Consider the following 15834-nt stretch of genomic DNA (forward strand, 5'->3'; position numbering starts at 1 on the left):
ACGAAGGGAGACATTGCGGATCCTCGTGCTGCAAACTGGCGGGGTGTCGGCGCTTTCCGGGAGCCTTCCGCTCACCATAGGGACGCGCTCGAGGCCCTGGATGCGGAAAGCCGTTGATCTACAGTGAAAAGTTTCGAATACAGCCTCATCTGAAGCGGATTCTGTGATTTAGATGGCTATGCTTGACGAGAGGAAGTCAGGTCCATCAAATTTGCCCCGAGAGGCGTCATTGAAGGCAGCGGAATCCATTCGGCTCAGTTCCTTCGAGTTGAAGGTCGGCGACATCGCCGGCGTTGAGCTCGAAAAGCTGCATGCGCTATCGATCAGCGTCGGCTGGCCGCATCGGGCCGAGGACTGGCAGATGTTGCTGGAAGCGGGCGAGGGGATCGCTGCCCAGGACGAAATCGGGCGCGTCGTCGGCACGGCCATGTGGTTTCCCTTCGGCGCTGGTTTCGCCACTGTCGGCATGATGATCACCTCGCCCCGCCTGCAGGCTCATGGTGCCGGCGGTTGGATCATGAACAACGTATTGGCGCGGATCGGCTCTCGCAGCCTTGGGCTCAACGCCACGAGAGCCGCGCGCCGGCTCTATCTGTCTCTTGGTTTTGCTCCCGCGCGGCTCGTCTACCAGTGCCAGGGCGAAGCGCTGATGCCCGCGATCGCATCGCTGCCCGACGGAGCGATCCTGCGCAACGTCGAGCATTCCGATCTGGCCCGGCTCGTCGAACTCGATCGCAGCGCCTACGGCGCTGATCGTTCCGCGCTGCTGGCGCGGCTGTTGGATGTTTCGAAGGGCGTGGCGCTCCTGCGCGAAGGCCGCATCCAGGCTTTCGCTCTTTGTCGTCCTTTCGGACGCGGGCATGTTGTCGGGCCGGTGGTGGCTGAGACGGACGACGATGCGATTGCCGTCACGGCGCCGCATATCGCGGAGCATGCCGGGCGGTTTCTGCGCCTCGACACGCGGCAGGAGACGGGCCCGTTCCCGGAGTTCGTAGCGCGGTCAGGCTTGCCGGTCTATGACACGGTGACCAGCATGTGGCTTGGCCAGCCATGGGCGGTCGCGGGAGGGCAAGATCCCGGAAAGTTGCCAGTCGTCACCTACGCATTGGCCAGCCAGGCCTTTGGGTGAAAGAATCCGGCACCATGGTCGGCATAGGCCGTGAGACCGTGCGGAACATCGCGGGAATATTGATGATTTTGGCCCACGAAAAAGCCAATCAAATCAATGTGAAATCCCGTCCGCTACCGCCGAAGCCTAACTCCGATGACGAGCGCAATTGCCTCGGGCCCTCACACAAGTGGTTTGGCGCCTCGCGGCGCACGGTGTTTGCTCACCAGTTCTGCCGTGCCCTTGTCGACCATACCCGGCCATGGACCTGACCGTCACCAGGTCTAAATTCCCGGTCGACGTGCGCCGCTGCGCGTCTTGCCCAAACTGATTGCGGGGCCGCCAGCGAGTTGCAAGCTACCACTTTTGAATGAGATGGGACCGTCCTATATTTGTTGTTGCTAATATTAAAATGACGTAGCGTCATGTGCTCGCGTCTGCAACGCGTGACGAAGGGGAATCCTATGAGAGTGGCTATATTTTGCGCGGCTATCGTGTTTGCCGCGACCAGTGTCGCTGTTGCCAAGGAGAAGAAGGTGGCGGTCAGTGACGCTGCTTCCTTATGCTCTTCCAAACATTCGGCCAAGAAGCCTGTTCCAGAGCTGGACTGCAGTTCGACCGGAACTGCCACGTCGCCGGACAATGGCACGGCAAAGCCGCGTCTCGGATACGACGACGCCAATCCGTGGTTCACAATTGGCTTTTGACTTCAGCACCGCGAGACGATGCCTCACGCTGCCAAATGGCGCCATCGCCAGCTTCCTATCGAGTCGACGAAGGCTGTCATCTCGGTGACGAGCTAAGCCACCAGCTGATCATCGACGCGAGGTCGTCGGACCGGCACCTTTTAAGGCCCAAATAGTCGGAAGCGGACGTTAAGGCACCCCGCCTGCATAGTTGTGAACTGGCCCCAAGTGGACCTTGGCCACGGGGTGCGCGAACTTCGCCTGACGGTGATGATCTGACTCGCTGCCTTCACGCAGTTCCGGTCTAGTTTGGTGATGTTCGCAATACGCCTCGATGGCATCGCCGAGCCGTTCCACGATCGCGTCAATAGCCGGTACGTCGCAAATGAACGGCGGAGCCAGAAGCACGTGGTCACCATTGATCCCATCGATCGTGCCGCCCATTGGATAGATCAGGAGGCCGCGCGCCATGGCTTCCTTCTTGATCCGCGCATGCAGCTTCCGTTTGGGGTCGAAGGGCACCTTGGTCGAGCGATCCTCCACCGGTTCCACGCCCATGAACAGGCCGAGCCCGCGAATGTCGCCGACATTGGGATGGTTGTCGAAACGCTCACCAAGCCGACGCGACAGATGCACGCCCATGGCTCTGACATTGTCGAGAAGCCTGTCGCGGGCGATGACCTCCTGAACAGCAAGCGCCGCCGCGCAGGCCATCAGGTGGCAGATATAGGTGTGACCATGCTGGAAAAGACCCGAGCCGCCTGAAAACGCATCGAATATTTTCTGGTTGAGCAGAACCGCGCCGATTGGCTGGGTAGCCGCCGCCGAGCCCTTTGGCGATCGTCATCAGGTCGGGAGCAATGCCCTCCGGCTCGCAGGCATGAAGCGTTCCGGTGCGGCCCATGCCGCACATCACCTCATCGAGGATCAGAAGAACACCGTAGCGGTCGCAGATGTCGCGGATCCGGCGGAAGTAGTCGGCCACCGGCGGCACCGCGCCCGCCGTCGCGCCGACGACAGTTTCGGCAACGAAGGCCATCACCGTTTTGGGACCGGTGCTCGTTCATCTGGTTGATACACCGGGGAAGGACGCAGAAATGGCCGTCAAGAAATCAAGCGGCGCGAGCCCGGCAGCAAAGGGCCAGCAACTAGAGGTTCAGCACCTCATTGAAGTTGCGGCCTTGTCGCCCAATCAGGCGCGCCGCCTTCTCCGCAAGCACGGCGCGGACTGGCCGAAGTTGAAGGACGAAGCCGAATTGAAGGAAGAGGACTGGCAAGTGCATAAGTAGTCACGGCTCTCCCAGTGGAGAGCCGTGACACCCGCCCCGCTCTATCCGCCCCAGAAAAAGCTAGGCGACCTTGAGGTCCTTGACCGCCTTCTCGAAGGCGGACTTGATCGGCTTGGATACGTCCTCGACGGCTTTGGTCGTGACGGCCTGAAGTTCCCTGGTCTGCTCGACGGCACTTTCAACCTGCTTACGGACGAACGCGGTCTGCAGTTCAACGAATTCGGAAGGCGACTTTACGGCAATTAGGGCTTCGAAATGCGAGAAGGCGGCTTCGGTGTTGGCGCGCAGAACGGCAATTGTCTTCAGCGACAAGTTGCTGGAAGCGGCTTTGGCGGATGCGAAGCTCGTCTCGAGAGCCTTCTGGGTCATCTCCGAATCCGCCTTGAATTTGGCGAGAACTTCTTTCGACTGCTCGACGCCCTTTTCCGTGAAAGCGCTAACCTGCTCGATGGCCTTGGAGGCATCAAAAGCGGGGTACGCGTTTTCGATAAGTTCAGCGGTCTTTTCAGTGGTCTTGGACATCGTTCCATCCTTCGTTTGGGGGCGACTTTTTAGAAGCCTTCGCATTTGTATTAGCATTACCTAACGGAAGTTTGTGTGCAACGCAACATCTTTGTTGCGCTGCACCATGATTCTTTGACCGCCCAGCGGCGTCGTTGTCGTCCCTCTGATCGTGGCGGTCACTCCGCCCCCCGGGATTGTCGGTGGCGGGCTATGGGCCCCTATGAGGCGCGCCCGACCCGACACCTGGTTCACAGTTCGGGACCTCATGGCCAGGCGCTCTCGCCTCCAACCCAAATCTCTACACGACCGAGTTCAACCCTTTTGCCGCCGTTCAGTTGCGAGCGTCGCAAGACGCGATTTGACCCTGAAGCGACATTCGCAATGAGGTCGGCAGCCGGTAGTGTCTCGTATCTCAAGCTTGTCGCCAGCGGGGAGGTTGACGATGTTCTGCTTGAGGCCTTGGAAGATTTCGTGAAGCGGCAGCGCAAGCGGCTTGTGGCCTCCAAACAGGCTCAGCAGACACACTGAACTAGTCTTTCGCCCACCGCTTTTCCGCCGCCTTCTTGGCGATCTCGGCGCGCCGCTCTGGCGTCATGTTCTCGGCGCGCTTCTTTCCACCCTTAGAGCCAAGCTCTTTGGCGGCGGCGTTCTTGCCGTCGTCCTGCACGTCGTCGGCTTCATCGCCGGTAGCAATGCGCATGACGCGGACAGCATTGCCGATTACGTCGGCGGGGCGCCTGGCCTTTAGGACCGGTTGGCATTTATCATCCTTAACCGCTCCACTAGACCGTGAAGCTCTGCGTCAAATATGCGGGCGAACTCTGGAAACAGGCCCTCCCGCAGTTCTGTGAGTTTCGCGCCGCCGATACCGTGTGCGACGGCGTTTTCAAGATCAATCTGCGCTCCCCATAAAAACCAGAGAAGTCCATAGTTGGCCTCGTGGTTACTGGAGAGGCTTAGGGTTTTCATCAGAGATACAAAACGCGTTGCCGCTTGAGGATCAAATTCGCGCTGGTGGAGCTTCATGAAAAAGCCATCCACAGACGTGAACTCGCGTTCCAGATTCGCAAGGTTTTCAACGGTCGTCATTCTGGAGCCAATGTGATGGCTTTGGCCGACCACCGCAACCGGGTCGGCGTCAAATTTCAAACTGAGACACTACCCGGCAGCCAGTCTCGTTGACTGGCTGCCGCATCGGCGCATAGTCGTTGACGAACGCGATGTCCCTATTTGGGGAACGATCTTATGAGGGGAGGCAGGCGATGGAAGTCGCAGGTGGTCGTGCCGACGTTCGCGTCCCGTATATTCTCGTCCATTCCGATCGCGAGATTAGGCGTCTCAGCCATCAGGCCGGCATCATTAACCCGATCACGCGAAGAATCTTGCTCTCTGCGGGCATGAGTCCCGGGATGCGCGTGCTCGACGTCGGCTGTGGCGCGGGCGACGTTACATTCCTGGTTTCCGAGATGGTTGGCAGCGAAGGTCAGGTCGTCGGCGCAGATCGGGCCCCAGCGGCCCTTGCGGCGGCAGAGCGGCGCGCGGCGGAGCATCCGATCCAGAATGTCAGCTTTCGTGAAGGCGATCCCGCGGCACTCTCGTTCGACCGACCGTTCGACGCCGTGATCGGCCGCTACGTTCTGATGTTTCAAGCCGATCCTGTCACCATGCTGCGTGGCGTCGCTCGTCATGTCCGGCCTGGAGGGACCATCGTCTTCCACGAGCCGGATTGGGATGGCTGTCGATCCAGCCCGCCGGCGCCGACCTACGACCTCTCTGTCGTTGGATCGTCGACACCTTTCGGCGCAGCGGTATCGAGACGAATATGGGTATCAAGCTCGATGCGGCATTCCGTGCGGCTGGATTGCCCGCGCCCTCAATGCACATGGAGGCGGTTGTTGGGGGAACCAAGGGCGGATTCGAATGGTCACACCAGACCGCCGAACTCATTGTCACGATGCTGCCGGAAATCCAGAGCCGGGGAGTTGCGACGGCCGCTGAGGTCGATATTGAAACTTTGGGACAGCGCATGCAGCGCGAAATCAAGGCGGGTAGTGTGATCGTGAGCCGCTCGGAAGTGGGCGCCTGGTCGCACGCCTCGGCTAGCCATGACAAGACTGGAGCGACAGGTAGTCCGTACCAATCCTTTCCTGGCCACCCATCTTGAACGACTGCTTCGCGCGGCATCTCGGTCGTAGGGACCAACTTAGCCGCATCCCAAAAGCAGACATCGCAATTGCCAAGGCCACAGGCAGCCTTGCGCCCAATTCCGGACATTGTGAATAGGGCCACGGGACATGGCGGACTTCCGGGCCGGCCACTAACTCTTGAAGGTGTTGCTGTTGCGGCCCGTGTCTATACAGTTGTGTGCCGGACCAGCACCAAAGGAGTCAGCAGCGATGACCCGCGAGCGTGCCGATAGGTTCGACTTCGCACCCGCTCATGATGCGCCGATCCCCTACATGCAAAGGACCCGTGAATACTACGTGGCGCTAGGGTACGGTGCGCCCTACGAGTGGGCGCACTACGCGCAGGTGCCATTCCAGCCGCTTGTCAAGCCGCTCGCGCAATGTCGGGTTACCATCATCACGACTGCGGCGCCCTTTCAACCCGCCAAGGGGGATCAAGGCCCTGGCGCACCATACAACGCTGCCGCGAAGTTCTACAGCGCATACTCTGGCGACAGTTCACAAGACTACGACCTGCGCATCTCCCACGTCGCCATTGACCGCAAGCACACGACGGCCGAGGACCCTGGTACGTATTTTCCGCTGCCGGAACTGCGACACGCGGCATTGCGTGGCCGCATCGGCTCAATAGCCCCACACTTCCACGGGCTGCCGACAAACCGTAGTCATCGTGTGACACTTGAAGTCGACTGCCCGGACATTCTAACTCGCTGCAAGGCAGATCGTGTGGACGTCGCCATATTGGTGGCCAACTGCCCGGTGTGTCATCAGAGTGTCAGCCTCGCCGCCCGCATGTTGGAGCAGAACGGGATTGCTACGCTGGTGATGGGCTGCGCTAAGGACATCGTCGAATACGTCGGCGTGCCGCGCCTATTGTTCTCCGATTTCCCGCTCGGGAATGGGGCTGGTCGGCCAAGGGATTCCAACTCGCAGGCTTTCACTTTGGAGCTTGCTCTCAAGGTGCTGGAGACAGCGCCGACCTCGCGCACCACCGTGCAGTCGCCGCTCGCGTGGAGTTCCAATCCCGACTGGAAGCTCGACTATTGCAACATCGCGCGCCTGTCGGCTGAAGAGATCGCACGTCGCCGCATCGATCTTGACAAGCAGAAGAGTATAGCCATGGGCCTGCGCGAAGATGTCGACATCGCCAAGTCTGACTCCGAGGCAACGATTTCCTGAGCGGCCTTTGGCACTCACGGGAGAGCGGATGGAAACGCTTGCCGAACCGCTTGCCAGTCGTGTCGCTGCCCCAGGGCATCCGGCCCTGCCGGGCTTGCGGGAAGTCATGAGGGACCGGAGAATTGTTGGACTTTGAGAGTGGTAGCGGGAGGGCGCTACCGCCTTTCCCTCCATTCAGAAGACTTGCGGTATTTTCTACGGTGTTGGGCGTGATGGACCTGTCTTGGTGCTGCAAAGACCGGTGGTGAACGGCAAAGTCTGACCCGAAGCCGACGAACGTTTTCCACGACGCGGACGACAGCTTCGCGCCTCAATCACGCCGTCCGAAGCGAACTATGATCTTCCCGAAAGCAAACATAGCTGACGGCAGTCCCCAAGGCTGCAATGATCTTTATCAGCCTTTGCGGCTGAGTCCTCCCGCTGCTTGAGCTGTTTCTTACGAAGCTGGCGTCCGCGCGCGTCCGCAACGTTGGACAAGCTTCGCGTTCGGGAATGAAGGAAATTCGCCCCCCGTCGTGGCGGTGAACGGGACAGCCGCAGGAGCGGGTGCGATTTCAGTCGCAGGTGTGTTTGCAGATGATGCGCACCTGGTTCTCGTCGCGATTGTGATGCGGCCTCTCATCGAGGATCGCCTCGATCATCGCCAGGCTGAGCATCACCTCGCGCTCCTGATCGCGCCCGATCAGAAAATCCATGACGCCGGACCGCAGGAGGGCACGCGAATTTGCATTGAGCTCGTGACCGATGAAGACGACCAGGCTTCCGATCCCAAGTTCGACGAGGGCTTTGCCGACACCTGAGTTTCCTCCTGCGACACTGTAGATCCCATCCGGCACCCCGTGTTCCGCAACAAACCTCCTGATCGCCTGATAGGTCAGTTCGGGTTCGTTTCTAACGTCGATCCTATGGACGATCCTGAGATCTGGGAACTCCTGCTCCAACGTGGAACGGAATCCTTCCTCGCGGTCCTTGGCGGCATGATAGGTGCCGCAAGCGATGAACAGGACCCGCCCGTCGCTCTTCACTATCAGTCGTCCGATCAGTCCAGCCGCCGCGGCGCCGGCGCTGCGTTCGTCGCTGCCGACGAAACCGTGCCTGGACGAGCGCGCAAGGTCGGTGGCCAGACACACCACGGGCTTTTTGCGCCGCATGACCGCCCGGGCAGCACGCGTCACGATCGGATCCTCGCGCGCCACGATCACGATCCCGTCGGACAAGTCGGCCTCTCGCTCGATACGCTGCGCGAATGGGATGAGCTGCACGTCAAAAGACGAAAAGGTGCACACCGTCAATTCGAGGTCCTGGCGTCGCCAAGCCACCGCCGCGATCGCCTCGCTTAGGGACCGGTTGAAGCTGTCGCCGGACTCGCAGATGAACGCAATTCTCTTGCGCTTGTCGCTGTGCGGCTGCTGAAGAGTAGCCAGCGCTTCCAGGATCCTGGTGCGGGTCCCGAGTGCGACCTGTCCTCGCGCATTGAGCACCCGATCGACGGTAGCGGTTCCAACCCCGGCAATCTTGGCGATCTCGCTCACTGAGGGTCCGCGCCTGATTTTCTTGGCCGAGACCAATTCCTCATTCATCTCGCCTCACCACTCCCAACGGTGCCCCACAACGCAAAGGCCTGGCATCCTGATGGAAAATACATCAGCTGTCGACGCGGAAGCCGTGTTGTCATTCAAACGTAAAGCAGTCGCACCAGCCAACGATTCGTATCGGGACCACGGCTTCGCTCAGGTCAGGAGCAAAAGGTCGACTGACACCCCAATGGGAGGAATTTCCATGAGAAGGCTCGCAATTGCCGCAAGTGTACTCGCATTCATGTCCACGGCCGCTTGGGCAAAGACGATTGGTGTGAGCCTCGCGAAATTCGACGACAACTACCAGACGGTCATGCGCAACAAGATCCAGGCATATGCCGAGACGCTTGGTGGTGTGGATGTGCAGTTCGAGGACGCACAAAACGACGTGGCCAAGCAGCTTGACCAGATCAACAACTTCATCGCCTCCGGCGTCGACGGGATCATGGTCACGCTGGTGGACACGTCGGCTGCGCAATCTCTGACGGACGCCGCGGCTGCGGCGCATGTTCCGCTGGTATTCATGAACCTCCAGCCGATCAACCTTGAAGCGCTACCTGATAGCGAAGCCTATGTCGGGGCCAACGAGATCGAGTCCGGCACCCTTGGCGCATTCGAGGCCTGCAAGATCTTGCGCGCGCAGGGCAAAAGCAAAGGCGCCAAGGGCTACATTCTAATGGGCGATCTGTCCCATGCCGCCGCCGTGCAGCGCACCAAGGATGTCAAGGACGTCATCGCCATGGACATGTGCAAATTCATGACCATCATCGACGAGCAGACGGGAAGCTGGTCGCGTGACAAGGGTCAGGATCTGATGACGAACTGGCTGTCGACCGGCGAGAAGCCCGATTTCGTCTTCGGCAACAATGACGAGATGGCCATTGGCGCGATCCAGGCAATGAAGGCCGTGGGCATCGACATGAAGGACGTTGTCGTTGTCGGTGTGGATGCGACGAGGGACGCATTGTCCGCGATGGAAGCTGGCGATCTGGATGTCACCGTATTTCAGAACGGTGGCGCCATCGGGACGACTGCACTCGATACCGCGCTGAAACTGGCGAAAGGCGAAAAGGTACCGCGCCTGACCTATATTCCGTTCGAGCTCGTGACGCCGGCCAATATGGCTGACTATGCTGGCAAAAATTGACGACTGCCACTCCCGCGCCGGGTCGGGGCGGCGGCAGACCGTTGCCGCCCCGATACCTCTTACAGCATGCCAGACAGGACGTGTCAGGAATGCCTTCCCGAATTCATGCGCCGTCATGCCCGGATCCGTTCACTCTCGTCCGTCCGGAACTCCGCGAGGCCCTTGGCGCGCTCACGGCGCGGGACCCGGATTTTCTGACGGGTGCCGAAGAGAGCATCAGTCCCGAAGTGTTGGCAAAGGTTCTTCCTGACCTGCGGTCGGCCTGGGCCGCGGACACGTCACACGTGCCCGCCCGCGCTCGGAAGCCCGAAGTCAGCGAGTACATGGTTCCGGGTCACGAAGGCGCACCGGATGTCCGAATTCTCTTGATCCACTCCCACTCGGATGGACGCCGCCCGGCGATTCTCCACATGCATGGCGGAGGATTCATCGTGGGCACCGCGGAGGAATATGTGCCGGTCCTGCAGGCCCAAGCCATGGCGCTCGATTGCGTCATCGCTTCAGTCGATTACCGACTTGCCCCGGAGACGCCCTATCCCGGCGCGCTGGAGGATGGTTACGCGGCGCTGAAATGGCTCCATGCCCATTGCGACCAACTCGGCATCGATCCCACCCGCATCGCGGTCCAGGGCGAAAGCGCCGGCGGCGGCCTTGCCGCCATGCTTGCCATCGCGGCCCGCGATCGCGCCGAGGTGCCGATCCTCTTCCAGTGCCTGACCTACCCTATGTTGGATGACCGCACCGGCAGCAGCCGAAACGTTCCGGGGCATATCGGCACATTCTGCTGGACAGCCAAGTACAACCGCATGGGCTGGTCTGCATTTCTCGGAATGCCGGCTGGAGGTCCCTCAACTCCGGCGGGGGCGGTGCCAGGCCGCGTCGGCGATCTTGCCGGGCTTCCCGCGGCCTTTATTTGGGTTGGCTCGATCGATCTTTTCGTCGAAGAGAACCTGGAATATGCACGGCGACTGGTCAATGCGGGGGTCCCGGTCGAGCTTCATGTTGTTCCCGGTGTCTACCATGGGTTTGACGGTGCCGCGCCGGGAGCAGCCGTCACGATTGACTACCGTATGGCAGTCATCCGTGCTCTGGCGCGAGCTTTCGGCATCGTGCCGCACCGCGCGACGCGCTCCTTTTTTGTCCCCGATGAAATGGAGGCCTTGGTCGAACGTTGACCAGTTGAATTGGCCACCGGCCCGCAAATGCTTTCACAAGAAGGCTATCGCCGGATTTTGGAACGGGCGCTGTGAACAGGGCGTGAGAGTGGAGCTGGCTCCTACAAGGCTGCCTTGCGGCGGACTTAGTGTCTGTCGACGCGTGTGTCCGAACTCTCGTGTCCGCGCATGAAATCTAAGAGAACGCTGCTTGCAGCGTAAGTCTCGCCACGTCTTCGATGGAATTTCCGGCTCCGGGATCGGAATGGATCAACGGTCCGAAGGGAACAAGCGCCGGCGCAATGTCCGACCAAAGGTCGCGGTTGAGCATGAAGCCGGGGATGAGAACGACAGCCATGTCAGGCTCTGGCATGCGCCGGATGAAACTGCAGGGTCGCGGCATGTCCTGCATGGGCCAAATCTCGGCGAAGAGCGTCGTGAAAGCGCTGCACCGCCGCGCTCTCGTCAGTCGCACTCCGCAGGATGCCGATCTCCAGCTCCTGCAAGGGAGGCAGTCCTTCGCTCTCGCCGATGATGGTCAATGATGGCGGCACGCTGCATTGGGCAAGACCGGCGACGGCAAGGCCCGCCTGAACAATCGTTACCAGGCCGGACAGACTCGCGCTTGAATAGGTGCAATGGTAGCTTCTCTCTGCGTCCGTCAAGGCTTTCAGGATGTTGGCGCGGGCCGCGCATGTCTGGAAGAGCGCCACGGGAAGCGGGTTGTTTTCCCAGACGGCGTGGGTAGACGATGCGACCCATACCATCGGCTCTCGTCGCAAGACTTCTGCGGGCTGCTCGGCAAAGCGTGTGACAACCGCAATGTCGATCGCCTTGTTCTCGACCGCTTCGGTCAGCACGTATGACGGCTCGCAGACCAGCTCTATGGTCACGCCGGGGAAGTCTCGTCCGAACTTCTCAAGTGTGCCGGACAACAGGGACGCATAATCCTCTGGCACGCCAAGTCGTACCGTGCCTGAGACGCCGGGCCGCGTCAGGCTGGCCCATGCCTCATCCGAGAGCTTCAACAGCCGCCGTGCATAGGCCAGCAGGTCGTTTCCCGCGCGATTGGGAACAATCGTTCGTCCGCCGCGCACCAAAAGGTCTTTTCCGAGAATGCCCTCCAGCTTCTGGATTTGCATACTGACGGCCGATTGACTGCGCCCAACGCGGATTGCGGCATTCGAGAAACTGCCGGTTTCGGCGACGGCGACCAGCGTTCGCAAAAGGTCAAGATCGAGAGGTTTTGCCATATCACTATCAGATAAACGAATAGGGTCTATATATTCTATTCGTTTGACCGATAGACGTCCATAGCGCACTTCCACCTATCGCAAGCGAACAGGACTGAAGTGTGGGTGACTCGGTAAATTCGAACCGTGATATCATGAGGCTGACCCTTGGCCTGGTGCTGATCGGCACCGTGGGCGCGGCCGTATTGGCGACGGGCCTCGACGTGATGACGATCGTGTTCTGGCGCAGCGCGATCGGGGCGCTGTTCCTGCTGGTCTGGTGTTTCGCGACCGGGATTCTGCCGGACCGCACGCTAACCGCCAGGAATCTGGCTCTCGGGGCGGTTGCCGGGACCAGTCTCGTCCTGAGCTGGGCGGCTTTCTTCGGCGGGCTCATGCTGACCTCGATCAGCACCGCCACCATCCTCTTTCATATTCAGCCGTTCCTGATCCTGCTGATCGGTGCAGTGATCTGGAAGGAGAGGGTGACGCGCGATCAGATGATCTGGCTGGTCGTCGCCTTCTTTGGCGTAGCCCTCGCCAGCGGCCTTTCGCTGTCCTCCGCACAGGTCAACCCGAACTGGCTGCTGGGCATATTGATAACGCTGGGTGGGGCTTTCCTCTATGCGATAACGGCGATTGCCGGAAAGGGGCTGGCGGGGCAACGCGGCGAGATCACCGCGCTCTGTCAAACAACTGTCGGCGTCATCATCTTCGCCCCCTTTGTCAATTTCCATCAGGACATCGCGTTGCCGTCCTGGGGCTGGCTAGCTGTGATCGGCGTGGTGCATACGGGCATCGCCTGGGTCCTTATCTATTCGGCCTATCCTCGCGTCTCGACACCTGTCATCGCCGTCCTCAGTTTCGTAAACCCGCTGACGGCAATCACGACGGACTGGCTGTTCTTCGATCGTCTTCTCGGTCTGCCGCAGGCCATCGGGATGGTTTTGATCGTGATCGGCACCCTTGGCGTGAAGCTGGGATGGCGGCTGTCTCCCCGGTCGATCGCTGTCCCCTGAAGGGCGCCCCCGAGTTTCACTGGAAAATCCATGACCCTGCCCATTGTCTGTCGGAGCGCCCAAATGAACGAGAGTTTCGCACATCACTTCAACGCGCTTCATTTTGCGCCGCAGACAGAGGCGCGGGCCGGGGAGCCGGTCCGCAACCTCCAGGGCTGGGGCAAGGCGGTCGACGAGATCCACAGCTGGCCCGAATACGAGCCGCAGCCCTTGCATATGCTGGACGCGGCGGCATCGCGCCTTGGCGTGGCGAAGATATTCTACAAGGATGAAAGCCAGCGCTTTGGCCGCGATCTGGGCAGCTTCAAGGCGCTTGGGGCTCCCTATACGGTCGCCTGCATTCTGGCTGACGAGGTCGAGCGCGCGACCGGGACACGTCCGACGCACGAGCAGCTCCGGTCCGGCGAGTTCCGGGCGATCACCGAGCGGGTCACGGTCTGCGTGGCGACAGATGGCAACCAGGGGCGCGGACTGGCCTATGGCGCGAAGACCTTCGGATGCCGCTGCGTCGATTACATTCACGGGCATGTCAGCCCGGGCCGCAAGCAAGCGATGGAGCGCTATGGAGCGATCGTCATCCGTATCGACGGCGAATATGAAGCTTCGGTCGCCCGCGCCAAGGAAGACGCCCGGATGAATGGCTGGCATTTCGTCAGCAGCACATCCTGGGACAATTTCCAGTCGCCCATCCCGCGCAATGTGATGGCGGCCTATATGGTGATGGTCGAGGAAGCACTTGAACAGATCCCCGAACTCGAAAAGGTCACGCATGTCGTCATGCAAGGCGGCGTCGGCAGCATCGCCGCCGCGGTGTTTCTCGGATTCCAGACGCGCCTGAAGGGCGCTACTCCGCGGTTCGTCATGGTCGAGCCGAATGAGGCGGATTGCCTGTTCCAGAGTGCGGTGAACAATCGTCCGACCCCATCGTCCGGGTCGCTGAGAACGATCATGGCCGGGCTTGCCTGCCGCGAGGTCTCGCCGGCGGCGTGGGCGATCATGGAATGGCTTGGCAGCGACTATCTGCGGATTCCCGACGGCTGGGTCGAGGATGCGATGCGGGCGCTGGCGGCAGGCAACGGCGACATTCCGATCGTCTGCGGAGAATCTGCCGCGGGTGGTATGGGCGTGCTTATCCAGGCCGCGGGTGACGAGCGCCTGCGCAAGGCACTTTCGCTGGACGGGAACAGCAGGGTCGTTCTGTTTGGTTGCGAGGGCGCGACCGATCCGGAAATCTACGAGAAGATTGTCGGCGAGAGCCCGGACTCGGTCTTCTTGCGCCAAGGCCCTGCAAGGCCTGACACCTGCTCCGGTGATCGGGTCGGCTAGTATGGCGATTGACGTTCCGCTTGTCCGGCCCCGGATGAATGTGATGGCCCTCGTCGCCGTGATGCTCGGGGTCGCCATCATCACGCTGGACATCTCGCTCACCAGCACGGCCGTTCCGGCGATCGCGCTTGGGCTCGGCGTACCCGCCGCCACGACGATCTGGATCATCAACGTCTACTACCTCGCGGTGATCGCCGCCCTGTTGCCCCTTGCGGCGCTTGGCGAGATCCACGGTCATCGGCGGATCTTTCTTGTTGGCCTTCTGGTATTCGCGCTCGGCTCTCTCGCCGCGGGTCTCGCGGATTCCTTGTTGGCCCTGATGACGGGCCGCGCCTTGCTGGGGCTGGGCTCGGCCGCTATTTCGGCCACGACCCCGGCGCTGATCCGAACGCTCTATCCGCCGGAAAGGCTCGGGCGTGGGCTCGGCCTCTATGCGATGATCGTGGGCATCGCCTTCACGGTCGGGCCTACCGCGACCTCGACCGTTCTCTCGGTAGCGGAATGGCCCTGGCTGTTCCTTCTGAGCGTTCCGATCGCCCTGATGGCCTTTGGTTTTGGCATCATCAGCCTGCCTGCCACCGATCGCAACATCCGTCCGTTCGATCCGGCTTCGGCACTCCTCTGCGCGGCGATGTTCGCGTGCTTTCTGTTCGCCATCGCCGGCATGGCGCATCTCGGCTGGCAGCCGGTCGTGCTCGCCTTCGCTGGTGGTCTCATCTGCGGATATTGGCTTCGCCGGCGCGAAACAGGACGGACCGCGCCGATCCTCGCCGTCGATCTGTTCAGGATCCCACTCTTTACCCTTTCGGCAGCGACCTCGATCTGCGCTTTTGCCGTTCAGGGCCTGGTCTTCGTGGTGCTGCCCTTCCTGTTTACGTTCGAGATGGGTTTCACGCAGGTCGAAGCCGGTTTTCTGATCGCGCCCTGGCCGGCGGCGTTGGCGTTCATGACGCTGGTTGCCGCACCGCTTGCCGATCGCATCGCCCCCGGCATCCTGGGATTTGCGGGATTGGTCATCCTCGCTGTCGGTCTCGGGCTTCTGGTGACCATGCCGGGCTCTGCCGGCGTGTTCGACGTCGGCTGGCGCTTGTTCCTGTGCGGCGTGGGCTTCGGGTTCTTCCAGTCACCCAACATGGTCGCGCTGATGAGCAGCGCCCCACGCGACCGCAGCGGCGGCGCGGGTGGGATACTGGCTACGTCGCGATTGCTGGGACAGTCCATCGGAGCAGCGGCGGTGGCGTTCTGTCTTTCGACGTGGCCGGAAAACGGCGTCGAGGTCGCCATCTGGCTTGGCGCCGCGCTGGCTGTGCTGGGTGGCGGCATCAGCCTGCTTCGCCTTTTGCCGTCCGTTCGTCATCTCCACCGAAAGGCCGGGAAAGTCCTGCAGCCAGGTCGACAATCGCACGGCTCAAAGTAAAATCCGTTAA

15 protein-coding genes and 2 pseudogenes are annotated in these 15834 nt (G+C 60.9%); 10 read left to right on the forward strand and 7 right to left on the reverse strand.

Annotated features, from left to right (window positions below; translation table 11 throughout):
• The first annotated feature begins 178 nt into the window (after window positions 1-178).
• Window positions 179-1129, forward strand: coding sequence for a GNAT family N-acetyltransferase (locus AC1RZR_RS12280; protein ID WP_477270933.1), 951 nt, complete (start codon window positions 179-181; stop codon window positions 1127-1129).
• 992 nt (window positions 1130-2121) lie between these two features.
• Here AC1RZR_RS12280 and AC1RZR_RS12285 read toward each other — a convergent pair.
• A pseudogene (locus AC1RZR_RS12285) lies at window positions 2122-2848 on the reverse strand (aminotransferase class III-fold pyridoxal phosphate-dependent enzyme); the annotation flags it as partial.
• A gap of 43 nt (window positions 2849-2891) precedes the next feature.
• Between AC1RZR_RS12285 and AC1RZR_RS12290 the strand changes: the two are divergent.
• The gene (locus AC1RZR_RS12290; RefSeq protein WP_477270014.1) at window positions 2892-3083 is read left to right on the forward strand and encodes a hypothetical protein; all 192 of its coding nucleotides are present in this window, start codon (window positions 2892-2894) and stop codon (window positions 3081-3083) included.
• A gap of 60 nt (window positions 3084-3143) precedes the next feature.
• Here the strand turns inward: AC1RZR_RS12290 and AC1RZR_RS12295 are convergent, their stop codons facing one another.
• The 3 genes from AC1RZR_RS12295 to AC1RZR_RS12305 form a co-directional block, all read right to left on the reverse strand.
• A complete protein-coding gene (locus tag AC1RZR_RS12295) occupies window positions 3144-3605 on the reverse strand; it encodes a phasin (RefSeq protein WP_477270015.1) in 462 nt (153 codons plus the stop codon).
• 511 nt (window positions 3606-4116) lie between these two features.
• Window positions 4117-4287 carry an RNA-binding protein gene (locus tag AC1RZR_RS12300; protein WP_477270016.1) on the reverse strand — a complete coding sequence of 57 codons (171 nt, stop codon included), beginning with the start codon at window positions 4285-4287 and terminating at the stop codon, window positions 4117-4119.
• Window positions 4288-4331: 44 nt separating this feature from the next.
• On the reverse strand, window positions 4332-4736 hold the full coding sequence (locus AC1RZR_RS12305) for a hypothetical protein (protein ID WP_477270018.1): 405 nt from the start codon (window positions 4734-4736) through the stop codon (window positions 4332-4334).
• 260 nt (window positions 4737-4996) lie between these two features.
• On the opposite strand from AC1RZR_RS12305, the pseudogene AC1RZR_RS12310 reads away from it, so the two are divergent.
• The 3 genes and pseudogenes from AC1RZR_RS12310 to AC1RZR_RS12320 form a co-directional block, all read left to right on the forward strand.
• Window positions 4997-5254: pseudogene (locus AC1RZR_RS12310) on the forward strand (methyltransferase domain-containing protein); the annotation flags it as partial.
• A 155-nt stretch (window positions 5255-5409) separates the two neighbouring features.
• Entirely contained in the window at window positions 5410-5751 is a 342-nt protein-coding gene (locus AC1RZR_RS12315; RefSeq protein ID WP_477270979.1) for a hypothetical protein, read from the forward strand.
• A 232-nt stretch (window positions 5752-5983) separates the two neighbouring features.
• Entirely contained in the window at window positions 5984-6952 is a 969-nt protein-coding gene (locus tag AC1RZR_RS12320) for a glycine reductase (RefSeq protein ID WP_477270020.1), read from the forward strand.
• A gap of 554 nt (window positions 6953-7506) precedes the next feature.
• Here the strand turns inward: AC1RZR_RS12320 and AC1RZR_RS12325 are convergent.
• The gene (locus tag AC1RZR_RS12325; protein ID WP_477270022.1) at window positions 7507-8532 is read right to left on the reverse strand and encodes a LacI family DNA-binding transcriptional regulator; all 1026 of its coding nucleotides are present in this window, start codon (window positions 8530-8532) and stop codon (window positions 7507-7509) included.
• Window positions 8533-8731: 199 nt separating this feature from the next.
• Between AC1RZR_RS12325 and AC1RZR_RS12330 the strand changes: the two genes are divergently transcribed.
• Together AC1RZR_RS12330 and AC1RZR_RS12335 are read left to right on the forward strand one after the other, a co-directional pair.
• Window positions 8732-9676: a sugar ABC transporter substrate-binding protein gene (locus AC1RZR_RS12330; protein ID WP_477270935.1), complete on the forward strand. Its 945-nt coding sequence runs from the start codon at window positions 8732-8734 to the stop codon at window positions 9674-9676.
• 89 nt (window positions 9677-9765) lie between these two features.
• Complete coding sequence (locus AC1RZR_RS12335) at window positions 9766-10851, forward strand: alpha/beta hydrolase (RefSeq protein WP_477270024.1); 1086 nt, start codon at window positions 9766-9768, stop codon at window positions 10849-10851.
• A 175-nt stretch (window positions 10852-11026) separates the two neighbouring features.
• Here the strand turns inward: AC1RZR_RS12335 and AC1RZR_RS12340 are convergent, their stop codons facing one another.
• Together AC1RZR_RS12340 and AC1RZR_RS12345 are read right to left on the reverse strand one after the other, a co-directional pair.
• Window positions 11027-11188 carry a hypothetical protein gene (locus AC1RZR_RS12340; protein WP_477270026.1) on the reverse strand — a complete coding sequence of 54 codons (162 nt, stop codon included), beginning with the start codon at window positions 11186-11188 and terminating at the stop codon, window positions 11027-11029.
• 1 nt (window position 11189) lies between these two features.
• Window positions 11190-12152 (reverse strand): LysR substrate-binding domain-containing protein, encoded by a 963-nt coding sequence (locus AC1RZR_RS12345; RefSeq protein ID WP_477270028.1) that lies wholly within the window; start codon window positions 12150-12152, stop codon window positions 11190-11192.
• Between the two features lie 65 nt (window positions 12153-12217).
• On the opposite strand from AC1RZR_RS12345, the gene AC1RZR_RS12350 reads away from it, so the two are divergent.
• The 3 genes from AC1RZR_RS12350 to AC1RZR_RS12360 all read left to right on the forward strand — a co-directional run bounded on the left by AC1RZR_RS12350 (window position 12218) and on the right by AC1RZR_RS12360 (window position 15824).
• Entirely contained in the window at window positions 12218-13081 is an 864-nt protein-coding gene (locus tag AC1RZR_RS12350) for a DMT family transporter (RefSeq protein WP_477270030.1), read from the forward strand.
• Between the two features lie 63 nt (window positions 13082-13144).
• The gene (locus tag AC1RZR_RS12355) at window positions 13145-14407 is read left to right on the forward strand and encodes a diaminopropionate ammonia-lyase (protein WP_477270032.1); all 1263 of its coding nucleotides are present in this window, start codon (window positions 13145-13147) and stop codon (window positions 14405-14407) included.
• 43 nt (window positions 14408-14450) lie between these two features.
• Window positions 14451-15824 (forward strand): MFS transporter, encoded by a 1374-nt coding sequence (locus AC1RZR_RS12360; protein ID WP_477270034.1) that lies wholly within the window; start codon window positions 14451-14453, stop codon window positions 15822-15824.
• The last annotated feature ends 10 nt before the right edge of the window (window positions 15825-15834 follow it).

This window comes from Mesorhizobium bavaricum (genome assembly GCF_056781655.1).